This is a genomic window from Isoptericola sp. NPDC057391 (assembly GCF_042668085.1).
Lineage (GTDB): Bacteria > Actinomycetota > Actinomycetes > Actinomycetales > Cellulomonadaceae > Isoptericola.
Genome location: NZ_JBHVBO010000024.1, coordinates 1 through 17,941, shown reverse-complemented (window position 1 = coordinate 17,941; position 17,941 = coordinate 1). Strand labels below are relative to the sequence as shown.

The 17,941-nt window shown below is 74.1% G+C and carries 8 protein-coding genes; 6 read left to right on the top strand and 2 right to left on the bottom strand.

Going from position 1 to position 17,941, the window contains the following annotated elements; translation table 11 throughout:
- Position 1: 1 nt before the first annotated feature.
- Positions 2-580, bottom strand: a complete 579-nt coding sequence (locus tag ACFUVW_RS05720; RefSeq protein WP_430570386.1) for a prepilin peptidase — start codon at positions 578-580, stop codon at positions 2-4.
- Between the two features lie 95 nt (positions 581-675).
- Positions 676-1,545 carry a UbiA family prenyltransferase gene (locus ACFUVW_RS05715; protein WP_430570385.1) on the bottom strand — a complete coding sequence of 290 codons (870 nt, stop codon included), beginning with the start codon at positions 1,543-1,545 and terminating at the stop codon, positions 676-678.
- A gap of 99 nt (positions 1,546-1,644) precedes the next feature.
- Between ACFUVW_RS05715 and ACFUVW_RS05710 the strand changes: the two genes are divergently transcribed.
- The 6 genes from ACFUVW_RS05710 to ACFUVW_RS05685 all read left to right on the top strand — a co-directional run bounded on the left by ACFUVW_RS05710 (position 1,645) and on the right by ACFUVW_RS05685 (position 17,735).
- Positions 1,645-2,727, top strand: coding sequence for a type III polyketide synthase (locus ACFUVW_RS05710; protein WP_430570384.1), 1,083 nt, complete (start codon positions 1,645-1,647; stop codon positions 2,725-2,727).
- Entirely contained in the window at positions 2,724-3,245 is a 522-nt protein-coding gene (locus ACFUVW_RS05705; RefSeq protein ID WP_430570383.1) for an isoprenylcysteine carboxyl methyltransferase family protein, read from the top strand. Before ACFUVW_RS05710 ends, ACFUVW_RS05705 begins: the two co-directional genes overlap by 4 nt.
- The gene (locus tag ACFUVW_RS05700) at positions 3,242-4,306 is read left to right on the top strand and encodes an NAD(P)/FAD-dependent oxidoreductase (RefSeq protein WP_430570382.1); all 1,065 of its coding nucleotides are present in this window, start codon (positions 3,242-3,244) and stop codon (positions 4,304-4,306) included. Before ACFUVW_RS05705 ends, ACFUVW_RS05700 begins: the two co-directional genes overlap by 4 nt.
- Before the next feature lie 167 nt (positions 4,307-4,473).
- Positions 4,474-10,533, top strand: a complete 6,060-nt coding sequence (locus tag ACFUVW_RS05695) for an Ig-like domain-containing protein (protein WP_430570381.1) — start codon at positions 4,474-4,476, stop codon at positions 10,531-10,533.
- 157 nt (positions 10,534-10,690) lie between these two features.
- The gene (locus ACFUVW_RS05690; protein ID WP_430570401.1) at positions 10,691-16,741 is read left to right on the top strand and encodes an Ig-like domain-containing protein; all 6,051 of its coding nucleotides are present in this window, start codon (positions 10,691-10,693) and stop codon (positions 16,739-16,741) included.
- Between the two features lie 19 nt (positions 16,742-16,760).
- Positions 16,761-17,735 carry an AAA family ATPase gene (locus ACFUVW_RS05685; protein ID WP_430570380.1) on the top strand — a complete coding sequence of 325 codons (975 nt, stop codon included), beginning with the start codon at positions 16,761-16,763 and terminating at the stop codon, positions 17,733-17,735.
- The last annotated feature ends 206 nt before the right edge of the window (positions 17,736-17,941 follow it).

The following is a 17,941-nucleotide window of genomic DNA, read 5'->3' as shown; positions in this document are numbered from 1 at the left end:
GTCAGGCGGTGGCCAGCCGCGCGAGCGTCAGCGCGACCGCCGCGCCGGCGAGCAGGTACGGGCCGAACGCCAGCGCCGTCCCGCGCGACGCCCGCCGGGAGGCCATGAGGACGATCGCCACCGACCCGCCGAGCAGGATCGGGAGCACCGCGGCGGCGACGAGCGACGACCAGCCGAACCAGGCGGTCACGAGGCCGAGGAGCGCCGCGAGCTTGACGTCGCCGCGCCCCATCCCCGAGCGGTGGACGAGGTGCAGCAGCAGGTATGCCCCGCCGAGCAGGAGGCCGCCGAGGAGCGCCCGCATCGCCGCGTCCCACGTGCCGCCGGCGAGGGCCGCGAGGGCGAGCAGCGCGGCGACGACCGCCGTCATCGGGTAGGTGAGGGCGTCCGGCAGCCGGTGCGTCCGGGCGTCGATCACCCCCAGCGCGGCGCCCGCCCCCGCCGCGACGACGAGGGCCGGCGTCGCCCAGCCGGGCCCGCTCGCCCACACCGCCCAGACCGCGGCGAGGGCGGCCGCCCACGCCACCGCGCGGCGGTGGGGCGCGACCTCGGCACGCGCTCGCTGGAGGATCGGGGGCACGTGCGGATGCTATGTGCCGGTGCCCGGGCGCGGGGAGCGCCGTCCACAGCCCGTGCCGTGGCCCCGGCTGCGACCCGGGCAGCGCCGCGGGCGGGTCAGCCCGGGAGCGCCACGTCGTCGGCCGCGAGGACGAGCTGCGCGACGCACAGCACGGCCACGGCCAGGCTGAGCAGGAACGGCGCGCGGCTGCGCGGCCGCGCGAGCCCCACGGTCCCGGCGACGGCCGCCAGCACGACGGCGCCGCCGGCGAGAGTCACCGACGCTACGGTGGCCGGGCCCGGCGGCCCGAGGAGGATCACCACGCTGCCGGCGGCGAGGACCAGGGGCGCCAGCAGGCTCGTCCCCCGGCGCCCCAGGCGGTGCGGCAGCCCGCGCACCCCGGTGGCGGCGTCGTCCTCGAGGTCGGGGAGCACGTTGGCGAGGTGGGCGCCGACGCCGAGCAGCGCGGCCGCCCCGACCGTCCAGCCGGCGACGGCGCGACCGTCGCCCGCCGCGGCCACGACGAACGCGGGCAGCAGGCCGAAGCTCACCGCGTAGGGCAGCCACGACAGCGGGGTCGACTTGAGCCGCGCGTTGTAGGACCAGGCGCTGCCGACCGCGGCGACGTGCAGCACCCCCGGCACGAGCCCCGTCGCGAAGGACAGGACGACGCACGCGGCCAGGGCCGTGAGCGCCGCCGACCGGAGCGAGCGGGGCGCGACGGCGCCGGTCACGGTCGGCTTGTCCGCGCGTCCGACGCTGCGGTCGCGCGCAGCGTCCAGCCAGTCGTTGCTCCACCCCACCGACAGCTGGCCCGCGGCCACGGCCGCCGTGACGAGCAGGGCGCGTCCCGCGGGGAGGTCGACGCCGACGGCGAACACCAGGGCCAGCCCCGTGACCACCGCCGCGGGGGCCGGGTGCGTCGCGAGCAGCAGGCCGCGCGCCCGCGCCGCGGGCGTGACCCGCGTCGTCCCCGTCGCGCTCACGGGGGCAACCTACGCCGGACCGCCCGGCCCTGCCGGGTGGCGCCTCGCCCGCCACCGCACCCCGCGCGGGGGAACGGCCCCGGTGCCACGATGCGAAGCATGTCGCGCGTCCTCGCCGTCGCCCCCGTCCTGCCCGGTCCCGCGCACGCGCAGGGGCGGATCGCCGAGACGGTGGCCCCGCTGCTGACCGCCGCCGGGCCGCGGCGCGAGCTGGCCCGCCGGCTGCACGCCGCGGCCGGGGTGCGCACCCGGCACCTCGCGCTCCCGCTCGCCGACTACGAGCGGCCGTTCGGGTTCGCGGAGGCCAACGCCGTGTTCGCGCGCGAGGGGACGGCGCTGGCCGAACGGGCGTGCCGGGAGGCGCTCGCGGCCGCGGGCATGGACCCGGGCGACGTCGACCTGCTGTTCTTCACGTCGGTGACGGGCGTGGGCGCGCCGTCGGTCGACGCCGGGCTGGTGGGCCGTCTGGGGCTGCGGCCGGACGTGCGCCGGGTGCCCTCCTTCGGGCTCGGCTGCGCGGGGGGCGCCGCCGGGCTGGCGCACCTGCACGAGTACCTCGCGGGCCACCCGGGCCAGGTGGCGCTGCTGGTCTCCGTCGAGCTGTGCTCGCTCACGCTGCAGCGCGACGACGGCTCGACCGCGAACCTGCTCTCGTCGGGCCTCTTCGGGGACGGGGCGAGCGCGGTGGTCGTCGCCGGCGACGAGGTCGCACCCCGCGGCCCGCGCCCCGCGCCGCGGGTGGTGGACGCCCGCAGCCGGCTCTACGCCGGCACCGAGCGGCTCCTGGGGTGGGAGGTCCGGGACACCGGGTTCGGCATCGTGCTGTCGGCGGAGCTGCCGCAGCTGCTGCGGGCGCACCTCGCGGGCGACGTCAAGGACCTGCTGGCGGCGCACGGCCTGGATCCGGGCGACGTCGGCACCTGGGTGGTGCACGCCGGCGGCCCGAAGATCGTCGACGCCGTGCGCGACGCCCTCGACCTGCCCGAGGCGGCGCTGGCCCGCACCCGCGCGACCCTGGCGGCCGAGGGCAACCTGTCGTCGTCGTCCGTGCTGCACGTGCTCGCGGCGACCCTCGACGCCGGCGCGCCGCCGCCGGGCGGCTGGGCCGTGCTCATGGCGTTCGGGCCCGGCGTGGCGGTCGAGCTGGTGATGCTGCGGGCGCCGGCCGCGGGGGCGGCATGAGCGTCGCCCTCTACGCCGCGCTGGTGCTCGCGACCGGCCTGGAGCGGCTGGCCGAGCTCGTGGTCTCGGCGCGCCACGCCCGCTGGTCGTTCGCGCGCGGGGGCGTCGAGTCCGGTCGCGGGCACTTCCCGGCGATGGTCGCGCTCCACACCGGCCTGCTGGTGGCGTGCCTCGTCGAGGTCGTGGTCGCCGACCGGCCCTTCCTGCCGTGGCTGGGGTGGCCCATGGTCGTGCTGGTCCTCGCGAGCCAGGGCCTGCGATGGTGGTGCATCGCGACGCTGGGGGAGCGGTGGAACACGCGCGTGATCGTGGTGCCCGGGCTGCCGCTGGTGCACCGCGGCCCCTACCGCTGGCTGGCCCACCCCAACTACGTGGCCGTGGCGGTCGAGGGAGTCGCGCTGCCGCTGGTGCACACGGCGTGGGTGACGGCGCTGGCCTTCACTATCCTGAACGCGTGGCTGCTGCTCGGGTTCCGCATCCCCGCCGAGGAGCGCGCGCTGCGGGCCGGAGCGGCGTGACGCCCCGCCCCGCCCGCGGGCTCGACACCGACGTCCTGGTGGCGGGCGGCGGTCCGGTGGGGCTGGCGGCGGCGATCGAGGCGCGCCGGGCGGGGTTGGACGTGGTCGTCGTCGAGCCGCGGGAGGCGCCGGTCGACAAGGCCTGCGGCGAGGGCCTCATGCCCGGCACGCTCGTGGCAGTGCACGCCCTCGGCGTCGACCCGCCCGGCCACGACCTGGCAGGCATCTCCTACCAGCAGGGCGGCGTCGCGGCCGTGCACCGGTTCGCGTCGGGGCCCGGCCGGGGCGTGCGCCGCACGACGTTGCACGCGGCGCTGCGGGACGCCGCCCGGGACGCCGGCGCGGTGCTCCTGCCGCGTCGCGTGACGACGATCGAGCAGCACGCGGACCGGGTGGTCGCGGGCGGCGTGCGGGCGCGCTGGCTCCTGGGCTGCGACGGGCTGCACTCGCGGGTGCGCCGGGAGGCGGGCCTGGAGGGGGCGCCCCGGGGACGCCCGGGGGCGCGCGACCCCCTCGGCGCGCGCCGCTTCGGGCTACGGCGGCACTACCGGGTGGCGCCCTGGACCGACCTCGTCGAGGTCCACTGGGGTCCGCGGGCGGAGGCGTACGTGACGCCGGTCGAGGAGCACCTGGTCGGGGTCGCCCTGATCGGCCCGGCGGGCGTCGACTTCGACGCGGAGCTCGCGACCCTGCCGCGGCTGGTCGAGAGGCTCGCGGGGGCCGAGCCGGCCGGGCCGGTGCGCGGGGCCGGGCCGTTGCGGGTGCGGTCCGTGGCCCGCACGGCCGGCCGGGTGCGCCTGGTGGGCGACGCCTCCGGCTACGTCGACGCGCTCACGGGCGAGGGACTGCGCGTCGGCCTGGCGCAGGCGCGTGCCGCCGTCGCCCATCTCGACGACCCGGCCGCGTACGAGCGCTCGTGGACGCGCGTCACCCGGGACTACCGCCTCCTCACCACGGGCCTGGTCGCCGCAGCCGCGTCGCCGTGGCGGCGGGGGGTGGTGCCGGCGGCCGCCCGGCTCCCGCGCCTGTACGGCTCGGTCGTGGAGCGTCTCGCCCGCTGACGGGTGGCCCGATCGTGGGGAGCGCACCCCATGCCCGCACGCCGGGATCCGTTGCCCGGGGTGGGCGAAATCTGGCACCCTGGCGTGCGTCCTGACCTTGCTGACCGGTGTCCGGGTCCTGCGCCTGCGCCGCGGGGTCGTCGTCGATCGATGCTCCTGGGGGAGTCTTGGGCCTGTTCGCCCGACTGCGCACCGACCGTCGCACCACCGTCTCGACGACGGTCGTGCTCTCGTTGACCGCAGGCGTCGCCGTCGCCGCCGTGCTGTACGACGGGGAGGCCACGGCCGACGTGGACCTCGACGACTCGGGCGTCTGGGTGACGAACCAGGCCTCGGGGAAGATCGGGCGGTTCAACACGGAGGCCCAGGCGCTCGACGGCGTCCTGCTGGCCGGCAGCACGGCGTTCGACGTCGACCAGCAGGCGAGCCAGGTGCTCGTGGGGGACGAGGGCAGCAGCGCGGCCAACCTCGTCGACGTCTCCCGGCTGAAGTTCGGCTCCACGACGCCGCTGCCGCCGGACGCCGAGGTCTCCCTGGGCGGGGGCAACGTCGCGGTCGTCGACGACGAGTCGGGTGCGCTGTGGGTGACGAGGACGGAGCAGCTGCCGGCCCTCGACACGAAGACGACGAAGCCGACGGCGGAGCTCGACGGCGCGGCACAGGTTGTGGTCTCCGAGTCGGGGACGACCTACGCGGTGGTGCCGGGCCGCGACGTCCTGTGGACCGTCGAGCCGGGCGCGGAGCCGACGACGACCGAGCTGGGCATGCTCTCCGAGGGCGACGACGTCCTGCTCACGACGGTGGGGGACGACCTCGTCGTGCTGAACCGGAGCGCGGGAGAGCTCCGGCTGCCGGGCGGCGAGATGGTCGAGGTGCCGGATGCCCAGGAGGCGCGGCTCCAGCTCCCGGGGGCTCCGGCGGACTCCGTCGCGTACGCGACGCCGTCGGCCCTGGTGCTGCAGCCGCTGGGCGGTGGGACGCCGACGCAGCGCCAGGCCTCCGGCTCGCCGGCCTCGCCGGTGCAGCTCGGCGGCTGCCTGTACGGGGCCTGGTCCGGCTCGGGGCAGATCGTGCGCGACTGCGAGGGTACGGATCGCGACGTCGACGAGGTGCTCGAGGGCATCGACTCCGAGACCCGGCTCGAGTACCGGGTCAACCGCGACAACGTCGTCCTCAACGACCTCACCGCGGGCACGCTGTGGATGGCGCTGGACGAGTACGAGAAGGTCGACGACTGGGACATCAAGCTCCCCGAGCAGACCGAGGGCTCGGACGAGGACGCCGAGGACGCCAAGCCGGAGCTGGTCGACAACACGGTCGTGGACCGCGAGAAGGAGGACCCGCCGACGGCGAAGGACGACGAGTTCGGGACGCGTCCCGGCCGCAGCACCGTGCTGGACGTGCTCTCCAACGACCTGGACGCCGACGGCGACGTGATGACCGCGAGGCTCGTCGGCGACCAGCCCGACGGCGTGCGGATCGAGCGGGTGCTGGGCGGCAAGGCCCTGCAGGCCGTGGTCCCCGCCGACGCGTCCGGGGCGACGTCGTTCACCTACGAGGTCTCCGACGGCCGCGGCGGCACGGACCGGGCGACGGTCGACCTGAGGGTGGTGCCCGAGGACGAGAACGCGGCGCCCGTGCAGTCGGGCGACCCCGTGCTGCGGGTCGAGCAGGGGAAGTCGGCCCGGATCAAGGTGCTCCCGTACTTCCGCGACCCGGACGGCGACGACGTGTACCTCGCGTCGGCGGACCCCACCGTCGAGGGCGACGAGGTGCGCTCCTACCCGGACGGCACGGTCGAGTTCCGCGACAACGGCTCCGCGACGGGCCGCAAGACCGTCACGCTGGTCGTGGGGGACGGCCGGGGCGAGGTGATCGAGGGCGAGCTGCAGGTCCAGGTGCTCGGCGACGGCAACGAACCGCCGGTGGCGGTCGGCGACCACGTGGTCACGACGGCCGGGGAGCCCCTCACGGTCGAGCCGCTGAAGAACGACTCCGACCCCAACGGCGACGACCTGCGTCTGTCGAAGGTGAACGACGCGGCGCCCGCCGAGATCACGCGCAACTACGACGCGGGCACGTTCACGTTCCTCGCCCAGGAGCCGGGGTCCTACGACGTCCTCTACCAGGTGAGCGACGGCCCCGAGGCCACCACGGGCGTGGTCCGGGTCGACGTGCAGGACCCGGACGAGGCGACGGGCCCGCCCGTGGTCGTGGCCGACACGGGGATGCTGCCGGCCGGCGGGTCGACCCTGGTCGACGTGCTGGCGAACGACTCGGACCCGGCGGGCGGCGTGCTGGTCGTGCAGTCCGTGCACGTGCCGGACGACTCCGGGGTCAGCGTGGCCGTGCTGGCGCACCAGACGCTGCGCATCACCGAGACCCGCCGGGTGTCCGAGCCGGTGCTGCTGGAGTACACGGCCTCCAACGGCAACGACACGGCCACGGGACAGGTGCGTGTGCTGCCGGTGCCGCCGCCGGACCGGCTGCAGCCGCCGAACGCCGCGCCGGACGAGGTCACCGTCCGCGTCGGCGACTACGTGAACATCGACGTGCTCGACAACGACACGCACCCCGACGGCCTCGAGCTCACCCTCGACAAGGAGCTCGAGCAGACGGCGGACCCGGAGCGCGGCGAGCTCTTCGTCTCGGAGGAGCGGCTGCGGTTCCGCGCGGGTCCGGAGCCGGGGACCGCCTACGCGATCTACACCGTGACCGACCCGAACGGCCAGCAGGACTCGGCCCAGGTCACGATCCACGTCCGGGGCGGCGAGGAGAACGCCGCCCCCGTGCCGCGCGACGTGGAGGCACGCGCGCTCGCCGGCGGTACCGTGCGCATCCCCGTGCCGCTCGACGGCATCGACCCGGACGGCGACTCCGTGCAGCTGACGGGCCTGGCCTCGGGCCCCGCGATGGGACGCGCGGAGGTCGTCGACGGGTACGTCGACTACGCGGCCGGCAAGGACGCCAGCGGCGTGGACGCGTTCACGTACACGGTGCAGGACGCGCGCGGACAGGTCGCCACGGGCCTGATCCGCGTCGGCATCGCGCAGCCGCCGACCACCAACCAGTCGCCGGTGGCCCAGGACGACGCGATCACGGTGCGACCCGACCGCCGGGTGGCCGTGCCGGCGCTGGAGAACGACTCCGACCCGGACGGGGACCAGATCGGTCTGGTGCCCGGCGCGGTCGAGGGCGGGGAGGACCTGTCGCCCGAGGTCGACAAGGACCGGATCCTCGTGCACACCCCCGGGGACGAGGGCACCTCCACGTTCTTCTACGCGATCGAGGACACCTACGCGGCGCGGGGCTCCGCCTCGGTGAGCGTCACGGTCGCCGAGGACGCGCCGCTGCTGCCGCCGGTCGCGCGGGACGACACGGTGCCCGTGGCGGACCTGCTGGGCAAGACGTCCGTGACCGTCCCCGTCCTCGACAACGACGAGGACCCGGACGGCGCCGCGGACGACCTGACCGTGGAGGCGACGTCGTCGAACGCCACCGTGACCCCCCAGGGCGAGGTCGCCGTGACCCTCGCCGAGCAGCGTCAGGTCATCACCTACACCGTCACCGACGTGGACGGGCAGGCCGCGAAGGCCTTCGTCGTCGTCCCGGGCCTGACGTCCGTGCAGCCGATCCTGGCGCCCGGCCAGGCGCCGCTCGAGGTGGTCGCGGGCGAGTCGCTCGACATCGACATCGCCGACCACGTGCTCGTCGTGGAGGGGCGCAGCCCCCGACTGACGACGGCGGACCAGGTCCAGGGGCTGGAGGGCAACGCCGAGGTCACCGGCACCACGACGATGACGTACACGCCGCGCGAGGGGTTCACCGGCCCCGCGGGCGTGACCTTCGAGGTCACGGACGGGAGGAGCCCCGACGACCCCGAGGGCCACACGGCGGTGCTGACGCTGCCGATCACCGTGCTGCCCCCGGACAACCTGCCGCCCGAGCCGGGCTCGCCGTCCGGCGAGGTCGCGGCGGGCGAGGAGAGCACCGTCGACCTGGGCCGGTTCGCGAAGGACCCGGACGGCGACGAGCTGCGGTTCGAGCTGGGCGGCCTGCCCGACGGGATCGGCGCGACGCTGTCGGGCACCCGGGTCACGCTCGAGGCGTCCCCGGAGATCCCCCAGGGAACCGAGCTGACCGTGCCGTTCACGGTGACCGACGACGAGAACCCGCCCGTGGAAGGGGAGATGCGCGTGACCGTCGTCGCCTCCACCCGTCCGCTGGCGCGGGCGGTCGACGACACGGTCGACGACGCCCACCAGGGCGAGGCGGTCTCGGTGCCGGTGCTGGCCAACGACTCGAACCCCTTCGCCGACCGCGGCCCGCTGGAGCTCGTGGGCGACGCCATCGTCGAGACGGGGGTGGCGCAGGCCACGACGGACGGCGACCAGGTGGTCGTCACCCCGGCGGACGACTACGTCGGGACGATGGTGGTGCGCTACACCGTGCAGGACGCCACCCAGGACCCCGACCGCCAGGTGGAGGGCCGGATCACGATCAACGTGCTGGGCGCTCCCGAGGCTCCGTCGACGCCGCAGGTGGAGGAGGTGCGGTCCGAGACGGTCGTGCTCTCCTGGACGCCGCCGCAGAACAACGGCGCGGAGATCACCGGCTACACGGTGACGTCGAACCAGGGGGACGCGTTCGAGTGCGACACGACCACGTGCACGCTCGACGGGCTGACCAACAACGTCACCTACACGTTCACCGTGGTGGCGAACAACGCCGTGGGTCCCTCGGAGAAGTCCCCGCCGTCGGCGGAGGCGCGTCCGGACGAGAAGCCGGACCCGCCGGCCGCGCCGCAGCTCGAGTTCGGTGACGGCTCCCTCGTCGTGACGTGGGACAACGCGACGTACACCGACCGGTCGCCCATCACCTCCGTCGACCTGGAGATCTCGCCGGCGCCCGCGTCGGGCCAGACGCAGAAGGTCGGCGTCACGGGCGAGCGCATCGTGTGGGAGGGCCTGACGAACGGGACGGCCTACAAGGTGCGCGTGCGGGCCGTGAACTCGGCGCCGGACCCGTCGGACTGGGGCGCCTGGTCGACGAGCATGGTGCCGGCGGGCCCGCCGGAGGCTCCGGCGGCCCCGAGCGCTGCGCGCGTCGACACGCCGCTGGGCGGTCAGGTGCACGTCGCGTGGAAGGCGCCGGCCACCAACGGCGACGCCGTGAAGACGTACTTCGTGGACGTCTTCAAGGGTGGGCAGAAGGTGTCCACGGAGACGACGACCAGCACCTCGATCGACCTCGAGGGCCTGGACCCGAAGTCCACCTACACGTTCGCGGTCACGGCGGAGAACAAGGCCGGCAAGGGGGCGAGCAGCCCGCAGTCCAACAAGGTCACGCCGTTCGGAAAGCCGGGCAGCCCCGGCAAGCCCGCTGCGACGCTGGCCGACAACACCAGCGGCCGGGCGGCCGTCTCCTGGGGGGCGGCGGACGCCAACGGCAACCCCGTGACGTACCAGGTGCAGGCCAACCAGGCCGGGACGAAGGAGACCGCCAAGACCTCGATGGTCTACACGGGCCTGCGCAACGGCACGTCCTACACGTTCAGGGTCCGCGCGTGCAACCAGGCGGGCTGCTCCGCCTGGGCGGGGCCGTCCGGCTCGGTGAAGCCGTACACCGTGCCGGGCGCACCAGGGGTCACCTGGTCGCGTCTGTCGGCCGAGCAGGGGCAGTTCCGGGTCACCGCGCCGGCGTCGAACGGCGGCAACGCGATCACCCGCGTCGAGTACCGGTTCACGAGCGGGCAGACCGGCAGCGGGACGAAGTCGGGGTTCCCGTTCACCGTGAAGACCGCGAAGAAGACCGGCACGACGTTCGCCCTGCAGGCGCGGGCCTGCAACGCCGCGGGCTGCGGCTCGTGGGGCAACGACTCGGGGACGACGCCGACGCCGACGGCGACGGTCAGCCCCGGCGGGTCGACGGGCGTGCGCAACGGCTGCAGCTCCGGCAACTGCAACTTCTTCAAGGTCACCGTGAAGAACTTCCCGGGCGGCTCGCACCGGGTCGAGTGCTGGTCGGGCAACAACCCCGACTCCACGGCGGGCTGGCACAACATCATCATGGACGGCAGCAAGGTGTGGACGACCCCGGGCGGGCCGGGCTTCACCAGGTCGTTCTCGGGCGACCAGACCTTCCAGCTCGACTGCTTCTACGGGTACAAGGGCACCAAGGTCGCCGTGGTGATCGACGGCAAGCGGTACGCCGCGTCGACCTGGTGACACCGTCCTCGTGCGGGCATGGGGACCTCTCCCCATGCCCGCAGGGTGGGAACGGCTGTCCCCCGCGGGTGAAGCCTGGCTATCCTGTGCGGGCGCTGAGTGCCGCCGACGGAGGCTGTCGGCCGGGGGCGCCATCACATCGGGGGAAATCTTGAGCGTGCTCACGCGCTTGCGCGGCGACCGTCGCTCCAGCATCGCGACGACGGTCGTCCTCGCGCTGTCCGCGGGCGTGGTCGCCGCCGCCGTCCTGTACGACGGCGAGGCCACGGCCGACGTCGATCTCAACGACTCCGGTGTCTGGGTCACCAACCAGGCCTCCGGCCTCGTGGGGCGGTTCAACACCGACGCCAAGGCCCTCGACGGCACGTTGCTCGCGGGCAGCTCAGCCTTCGACGTCGACCAGCAGGCCGGGCAGGTGCTGGTGGCCGACGACGGCTCGTCGAGCGCCAGCGTGGTGGACGTCGCGCGGCTGAAGTTCGCGTCCACCACCAAGGTTCCCGCCGGCGCCCAGGTCGCCATGGGCGGCGGCCGCGCGGCGGTGGTGGACGACGAGTCCGGCGCGCTGTGGGTCACGACGCTCGACCGGTTCCCCGGCCTGAACACCGAGGAGGCAAAGCCGACCGCGGAGCTCGCCGGGGCTGCGGAGGTCGTCGTCTCCGAGTCCGGCACGACGTTCGCGGTGGTGCCGAGCCGGGACGTGCTGTGGACCATCGAGCCCGGCGGGCAGCCGCAGACCTCGACGCTGGACCTGCTGAGAGAGGGCGACGACGTCGTGCTCACGACGGTCGGCGACGACGTCGTGATCCTCGACCGCACGTCGGGCCGCCTGCGCCTGCCCGGCGGGGAGGTCGTGGCCGTCGCCGACGCGCAGGGTGCGCAGCTGCAGCTGCCGGGCGCGGACACCGGGTCGGTGGCGTACGCGACGTCGGGCGCCCTGGTGCTGCAGCCGCTCGGCGGCGGCGCCGCGACCCAGCGCCAGGCGACCGGTTCGCCCGCGCAGCCGGTGCAGCTGGGGGGCTGCCTGTACGGCGCGTGGTCCGGCACGGGGCAGATCGTGCGCGACTGCGAGGGTACGGACCGCGACGTGGACGAGGTGCTCGAGGGCATCGACCAGTCCACGGAGCTGGAGTACCGGGTGAACCGCGACAACGTGGTGCTCAACGACCTCACCGCGGGCACGCTGTGGATGGCGCTGGACGAGTACGAGAAGGTCGACGACTGGGACATCAAGCTCCCCGAGCGTGCCGAGGGCCAGGACGAGGACGCCGAGGACGCGAAGCCGGAGCTGGTCGACAACACGGTCGTGGACCGGGAGAAGCAGGACCCGCCCGAGGCGAACGACGACTCGTTCGGCGTCCGCCCGGGCCGGACCACCCTGCTCGACGTCCTGGCCAACGACCTCGACCCCGACGGAGACGTCATCACGGCACGCCTGTCGGGCGACCAGCCCGAGGGCATCACCGTGCAGCAGGTGCTGGGCGGCAAGGCGCTGCAGGCCGTCGTGCCGGCGGATGCCACCGGTTCGGCGTCGTTCACCTACGAGGTCTCCGACGGCCGGGGCGGCACCGACGAGGGGAAGGTGTCGCTGCGGGTGGTCCCGCTGTCGGAGAACGAGAAGCCCGAGCAGACCGGCGAGCCGGTGCTGCGGGTGCAGCAGGGCGGCACGGCGCAGATCAAGGTGCTCCCGTTCTTCCGCGACCCCGACGGCGACGACGTCTACCTCGCCACCGCGGACCCGACCGTGCAGGGCGACGAGGTGCGCGCCTACCCGGACGGCACCGTCGAGTTCCGCGACGGCGGTTCGTCGACCGGTCGCAAGAAGGTGACGGTGACCGTCGGCGACGGCCTCGGCGGCGTCGTCGAGGGCACGCTGTGGGTGGACGTGCTCGACGGCCAGGAGCCGCCGGTCGCCGTGGGGGACCACGTGGTGGTGACCGCCGGCCAGCCGATCACGATCGAGCCGCTGAAGAACGACTCCGACCCCAACGGCGACGACCTGCGCCTGACGAACGTCAGCGACGCCGCGCCCGCGGAGATCACCCGCAACTACGACGCGGGCACGTTCACGTTCCTGGCGCAGGAGCCGAAGTCCTACGACGTGCTCTACCAGGTGACGGACGGGCCGGCGTCCACCACCGGCGTGGTGCGCGTCGACGTGCAGGACCCGGACGAGGCGTCCGGGGCGCCGGTCGTCGTGGCGGACACGGCGCTCCTGCCCGCGGGCGGCTCGACCCTCGTCGACGTGCTGGCGAACGACACCGACCCCGCAGGCGGCGTGCTTGTGGTGCAGTCGGTGCGGGTGCCGGACGACTCGGGTCTCAGCGTGGCCGTCCTGTCGCACCAGATGCTGCGGGTCACCGAGACGCGGCGCCTCGCCGAGGCGGTCGTGCTCGAGTACACCGTCTCCAACGGCACCGAGACCGCGACCGGCGAGGTGCGGGTGCTGCCGGTGCCGCCCCCGGACCGACTGCAGCCGCCGAACGCGGCCGCCGACGAGGTCACGGTGCGCGCCGGCGACTACGTGAACATCGACGTGCTGGACAACGACACCCACCCGGACGGCCTGGAGCTCACGCTCGACGACGAGCTGGAGCAGTCCGTCGACCCGGGGCAGGGCGAGCTGTTCGTCTCGGAGGGGCGCCTGCGCTTCCGTGCCGGGGCCGAGCAGGGCACGGCCTACGCGATCTACAAGGTGCGCGACCCGAACGGGCAGGAGGACTCCGCCCAGGTCACGATCCACATCCGCGGCGGCAAGGAGAACGCCGCCCCCGTGCCGCAGGACGTCGAGGCGCGCGTGCTGTCGGGCGGCACCACGCGCATCCCGGTGCCGCTGGACGGCATCGACCCGGACGGCGACTCGGTGCAGCTCACGGGCCTGGCCACCGGGCCGACCCAAGGGCGGGCCGAGGTGGTCGACGGGTACGTCGACTACGAGGCGGGCAAGAACGCCAAGGGCAGCGACTCGTTCCGGTACACCGTGCAGGACGCGCGCGGCGAGGTCGCGACCGGGGTCGTGCGCGTCGGCATCGCGCAGCCCCCGGAGACCAACCAGCCGCCGGTGGCCGCCGACGACGAGGTCACCGTGCGGCCCGAGCGTCGCGTGGCGGTGCCGGCCCTGGCGAACGACGCCGACCCGGACGGCGACGTCATCGGGCTCGTGCCCGGCGCCGTCGAGGGCGGCGAGGATCTCAAGGCCGAGGTGAGCGACGACCGCATCGTGGTGCGCACGCCGGCCGACGAGGGCACGTACACCTTCTTCTACGCGATCGAGGACACGTACGCCGCGCGGGCGTCGGCGTCGGTGAGCGTCACGGTGGCGGCGGACGCCCCGCTGCTGCGCCCGATCGCGCGTGACGACTCGGTGCCCGTGGCGAGCATCCTCGGGCAGACGGCGGTCACCGTGCCCGTGCTCGACAACGACGAGGACCCGGACGGCGCGGTGGACGACCTCGAGATCTCCGTCGACGACCGCGCGACGTCGGCCGGGGTGGCGGTCACCGCCGACGGCGAGCTCGAGATCCCCCTGACCCGCACCCGCCAGGTCATCACCTACACCGTCACCGACGTGGACGGGCTCGCCGCGAAGGCGTTCGTCGTCGTGCCGGGCATGGAGTCGACCAAGCCGATCCTCAAGCCGGGTCAGGCCCCGCTCGAGGTCGTCTCGGGCGAGTCGCTCGACATCGACATCACCGACCACGTGCTCGTCGTGGAGGGCCGCACCCCGCGGCTCACCACCGAGGACCAGGTCACCGCGACCGAGGGCGCGGCGAAGGTGACCAGCGAGACCGCGCTGACGTACACGCCGCGCGCGGAGTACGACGGCCCCGCCTCCGTGACGTTCGAGGTCACCGACGGCACGTCGGTGGACGACCCGGAGGGCGCCGTCGCGCTGCTGACCCTGCCGATCACGGTGCTGCCGCCGGAGAACCTGCCGCCCGAGCCCGGCAAGCCGTCGGGCGAGGTCGCGGCCGGCGAGGAGAGCGTCGTCGACCTGGGCCGGTTCGCGAAGGACCCGGACGGCGACGAGCTGCGGTTCCAGCTCGGCGGGCTGCCCGGCGGACTCGGCGCGACCCTGTCCGGGCCGCGCGTGACGCTTGAGGCCCAGCCGGAGGTGGCCAAGGGGACCGTCCTCACCGTTCCTTATACGGTCACCGACGACGAACACCCGCCCGTAGACGGCGAGCTGACCGTCACCGTCGTGGCGTCGACCAGGCCGCTGGCACGCGCGGTCGAGGACCGCGTGGACGACGCGCATCAGGGCAAGGCGGTCTCCGTCCCGGTCCTCGCGAACGACTCGAACCCGTTCTCCGACCGCGGCCCGCTGAAGATCGTCGGGCAGCCGGTGGTGGAGACCGGCCGTGGCGGCACGGTCGTCGACGGCGACTCCGTCGTGGTGACCCCGAAGTCCGACTTCGTGGGCACGATGGTGGTGCGTTACACCGTCCAGGACGCGACACAGGACCCGGACCGCGAGGTCGAGGGCCGCGTCATGGTGAACGTGCTCGGCGTGCCCGAGGCGCCGTCGACGCCTCGGGTGGAGGAGGTGCGCTCGGAGACGGTCGTGCTGTCGTGGACGCCGCCGCAGAACAACGGCGCGGAGATCACCGGGTACACCGTGACCTCCAGCCAGGGCGACACGTTCGAGTGCGCCACTACGACGTGCACCCTCAGCGGCCTGACGAACAACGTCACGTACACGTTCACCGTGCAGGCCACGAACGAGGTCGGGGACTCGAAGTCGTCGCCGACCTCCGCCGAGGCACGCCCCGACGAGAAGCCGGACCCGCCCGCGGCCCCGTCCCTCGAGTTCGGTGACGGGTCCCTCACGGTCACCTGGGCCAACGCGTCGTACACCGACCGGTCCCCGATCACCTCGGTGAACCTCGAGATCTCCCCGGCCCCGGCGTCCGGTGCGACGCAGAAGGTGGGCGTCACCGGCGAGCGCATCGTGTGGGAGGGCCTGACGAACGGCACGGCCTACAAGGTGCGCGTGCAGGCCGTGAACTCCGCGCCCGACCCGTCCGACTGGGGGGCCTGGTCCACATCGGAGATCCCGGCCGGGCCGCCGGATGCGCCGGGCGCGCCGACGGCCACGCGTGCCGGTTCGGAGATCGCGCCGGACGGGGGCGAGATCGGCGTCTCGTGGCCCGCGCCCAAGGACAACGGCGACGCTGTGAAGAGCTACCACGTCGACGTCTACCGCGGTGGCTCGAAGGTCGACACGCGCACGGTGTCGGGCACGTCGACGACGTTCCAGGGCCTCGACACCAAGTCGGAGTACACGTTCACCGTGACCGCGGAGAACAAGGCGGGCAAGGGCGGCACCAGCCCCCAGTCGAACGCGGTCAAGCCGTACGGCAAGCCGACCGTGCCCGGTGCCCCGAGCGCGAGCGTCAAGGGAACGAGCGGCCAGGCCAACGTGTCCTGGGGCGCGTCGGACGACAACGGCGCTGCGGTGACGTACACGGTCGAGACGGACAAGGGCGGGTCGGCCACGGCGTCCGGCACCTCGATGACGTACGGCGGCCTGTCGAACGGCACCTCCTACCGGTTCCGCGTCAAGGCCTGCAACGCCGGCGGCTGCTCCGCCTGGACGGACTACTCGAACGCAGTGACTCCCTACGGTCCGGTTCCGACCCCGAGCGTGAGCGCGGTGAGCGGGCAGGACCAGCGGGTGACGTTCTCGTGGTCCACCAGCACGAACGGGCGCGACATCTCGGTCAAGGTGAGCGGCGCGATCTCCAGCACTGCGAAGAGCGGGTCGAACGAGTCCGTGTCCGCCGGGTACTCCGACACCAAGCAGATCTGCGTGCGGGCCACCGACACGACGGGCCAGAGCGCGGAGAAGTGCGCGTCCGGGACCTCCGCCGCGAGACCGCAGCCCACGTACACGGTGGGCAAGGGCTCGAACGCGGTCGGCGAGACCCGGTGGGGCGTCTGCACGCACTCGTCCTGCCGGTGGCTCAGCCTGACGATCCGCGACGCCCCCGCGAACGCTGACGTCCGGTACACGTGCCAGTCGACCACCAACGGGTTCAGCGGCAACACGCAGACGAACTGGGCCGACGGGAGCCGCGCACGGACCGACGGCTCGGGGAACGCCGGCCCGAAGGACGCCTGGTGCTACTTCGGCGGACCAGGAGAACAGGTGTGGATCACGGGCACGGTGAACGGACAGAGCTTCTCGACCCCCAGGATGACCTGGTGAACCACGGAGGAATCGACGCATGACCACCATGACCCCCGAGCAGGCGAGCTGGTTCGCCCAGACGTTCGACCGCATCGTCGGCAACGTGTCGCAGGCCGTGCTCGGCAAGGAGAACCAGATCCGCCTCGCGCTGACGTGCATGCTGGCGGAGGGGCACCTGCTGCTGGAGGACGCGCCGGGCACCGGCAAGACGATGCTCGCGCGCTCGATGGCGGCGAGCGTCCAGGGCACGAACCACCGCATCCAGTTCACGCCGGACCTGCTGCCGTCCGACGTGACCGGCGTGACGATCTACGACCAGAAGACCGGCACGTTCGAGTTCCACAAGGGTCCGATCTTCGCGAACATCGTGCTCGCGGACGAGATCAACCGCGCCTCGCCGAAGACGCAGTCGGCGCTCCTCGAGGTGATGGAGGAGGGCCAGGTCACGGTCGACGGCGTCACGCACGCCGCGGGCAGCCCGTTCATGGTGATCGCGACGCAGAACCCGATCGAGCAGGCCGGCACGTACCGCCTGCCGGAGGCGCAGCTCGACCGCTTCCTCATGAAGACGTCGATCGGCTACCCGGACCTCACGTCGACGGTCGAGATCCTCGCGGGCTCCGCGGTGCGGGACCGGAGCGCCGGCCTGCAGCCGGTCATCACCGGGCAGGCGGTGGTGGAGATGTCGTCGCTCGCCGCCGCGACCCACGTCGACCCGGCCGTGCTCGAGTACGTCTCCCGGCTGGCGGAGGAGTCCCGTGCGGCGGCGGACGTGCACGTCGGCGTCTCCGTGCGTGGCGCGCTGGCCCTGGTGCGCTGCATGAAGGTGTGGGCCGCGGCCCACGGGCGCAACTACGTGCTGCCGGACGACGTCAAGGAGCTCGTGCAGCCCGTGTGGGCGCACCGCCTGGTGCTGGACGCCGAGGCGGAGTTCGGGGGCGCGACCGCCGACGGGACCATCTCCCGCCTCCTGAGCGACGTCGCCGCCCCCCAGGAGCGCCGGACCGCCTGACCGGAGCACCCACCCCGCGAACCGACCCGGAGAACTCATGACCATCACCACGGAGCTGGAGCCCGACGCCCCGGTCGCTCCCGACGGCGAGGCTGCCCCCGACGAGGTGACGCCCGAGGCGGTGCCCGCGCGTCGTCGCGCGACGCGGCGCCTCGCCGCGGGCGCCCGCGGCGTCGGCGACGCCTTCGCGCGCGCCGGGGGCGGCC

Bases quoted from the DNA above. Each gene is read 5' to 3' on its own strand.
- ACFUVW_RS05705 (WP_430570383.1), top strand. From the start codon at position 2,724: ATGAGCGTCGCCCTCTACGCCGCGCTGGTGCTCGCGACCGGCCTGGAG.
- ACFUVW_RS05685 (WP_430570380.1), top strand. From the start codon at position 16,761: ATGACCACCATGACCCCCGAGCAGGCGAGCTGGTTCGCCCAGACGTTC.
- ACFUVW_RS05710 (WP_430570384.1), top strand. From the start codon at position 1,645: ATGTCGCGCGTCCTCGCCGTCGCCCCCGTCCTGCCCGGTCCCGCGCAC.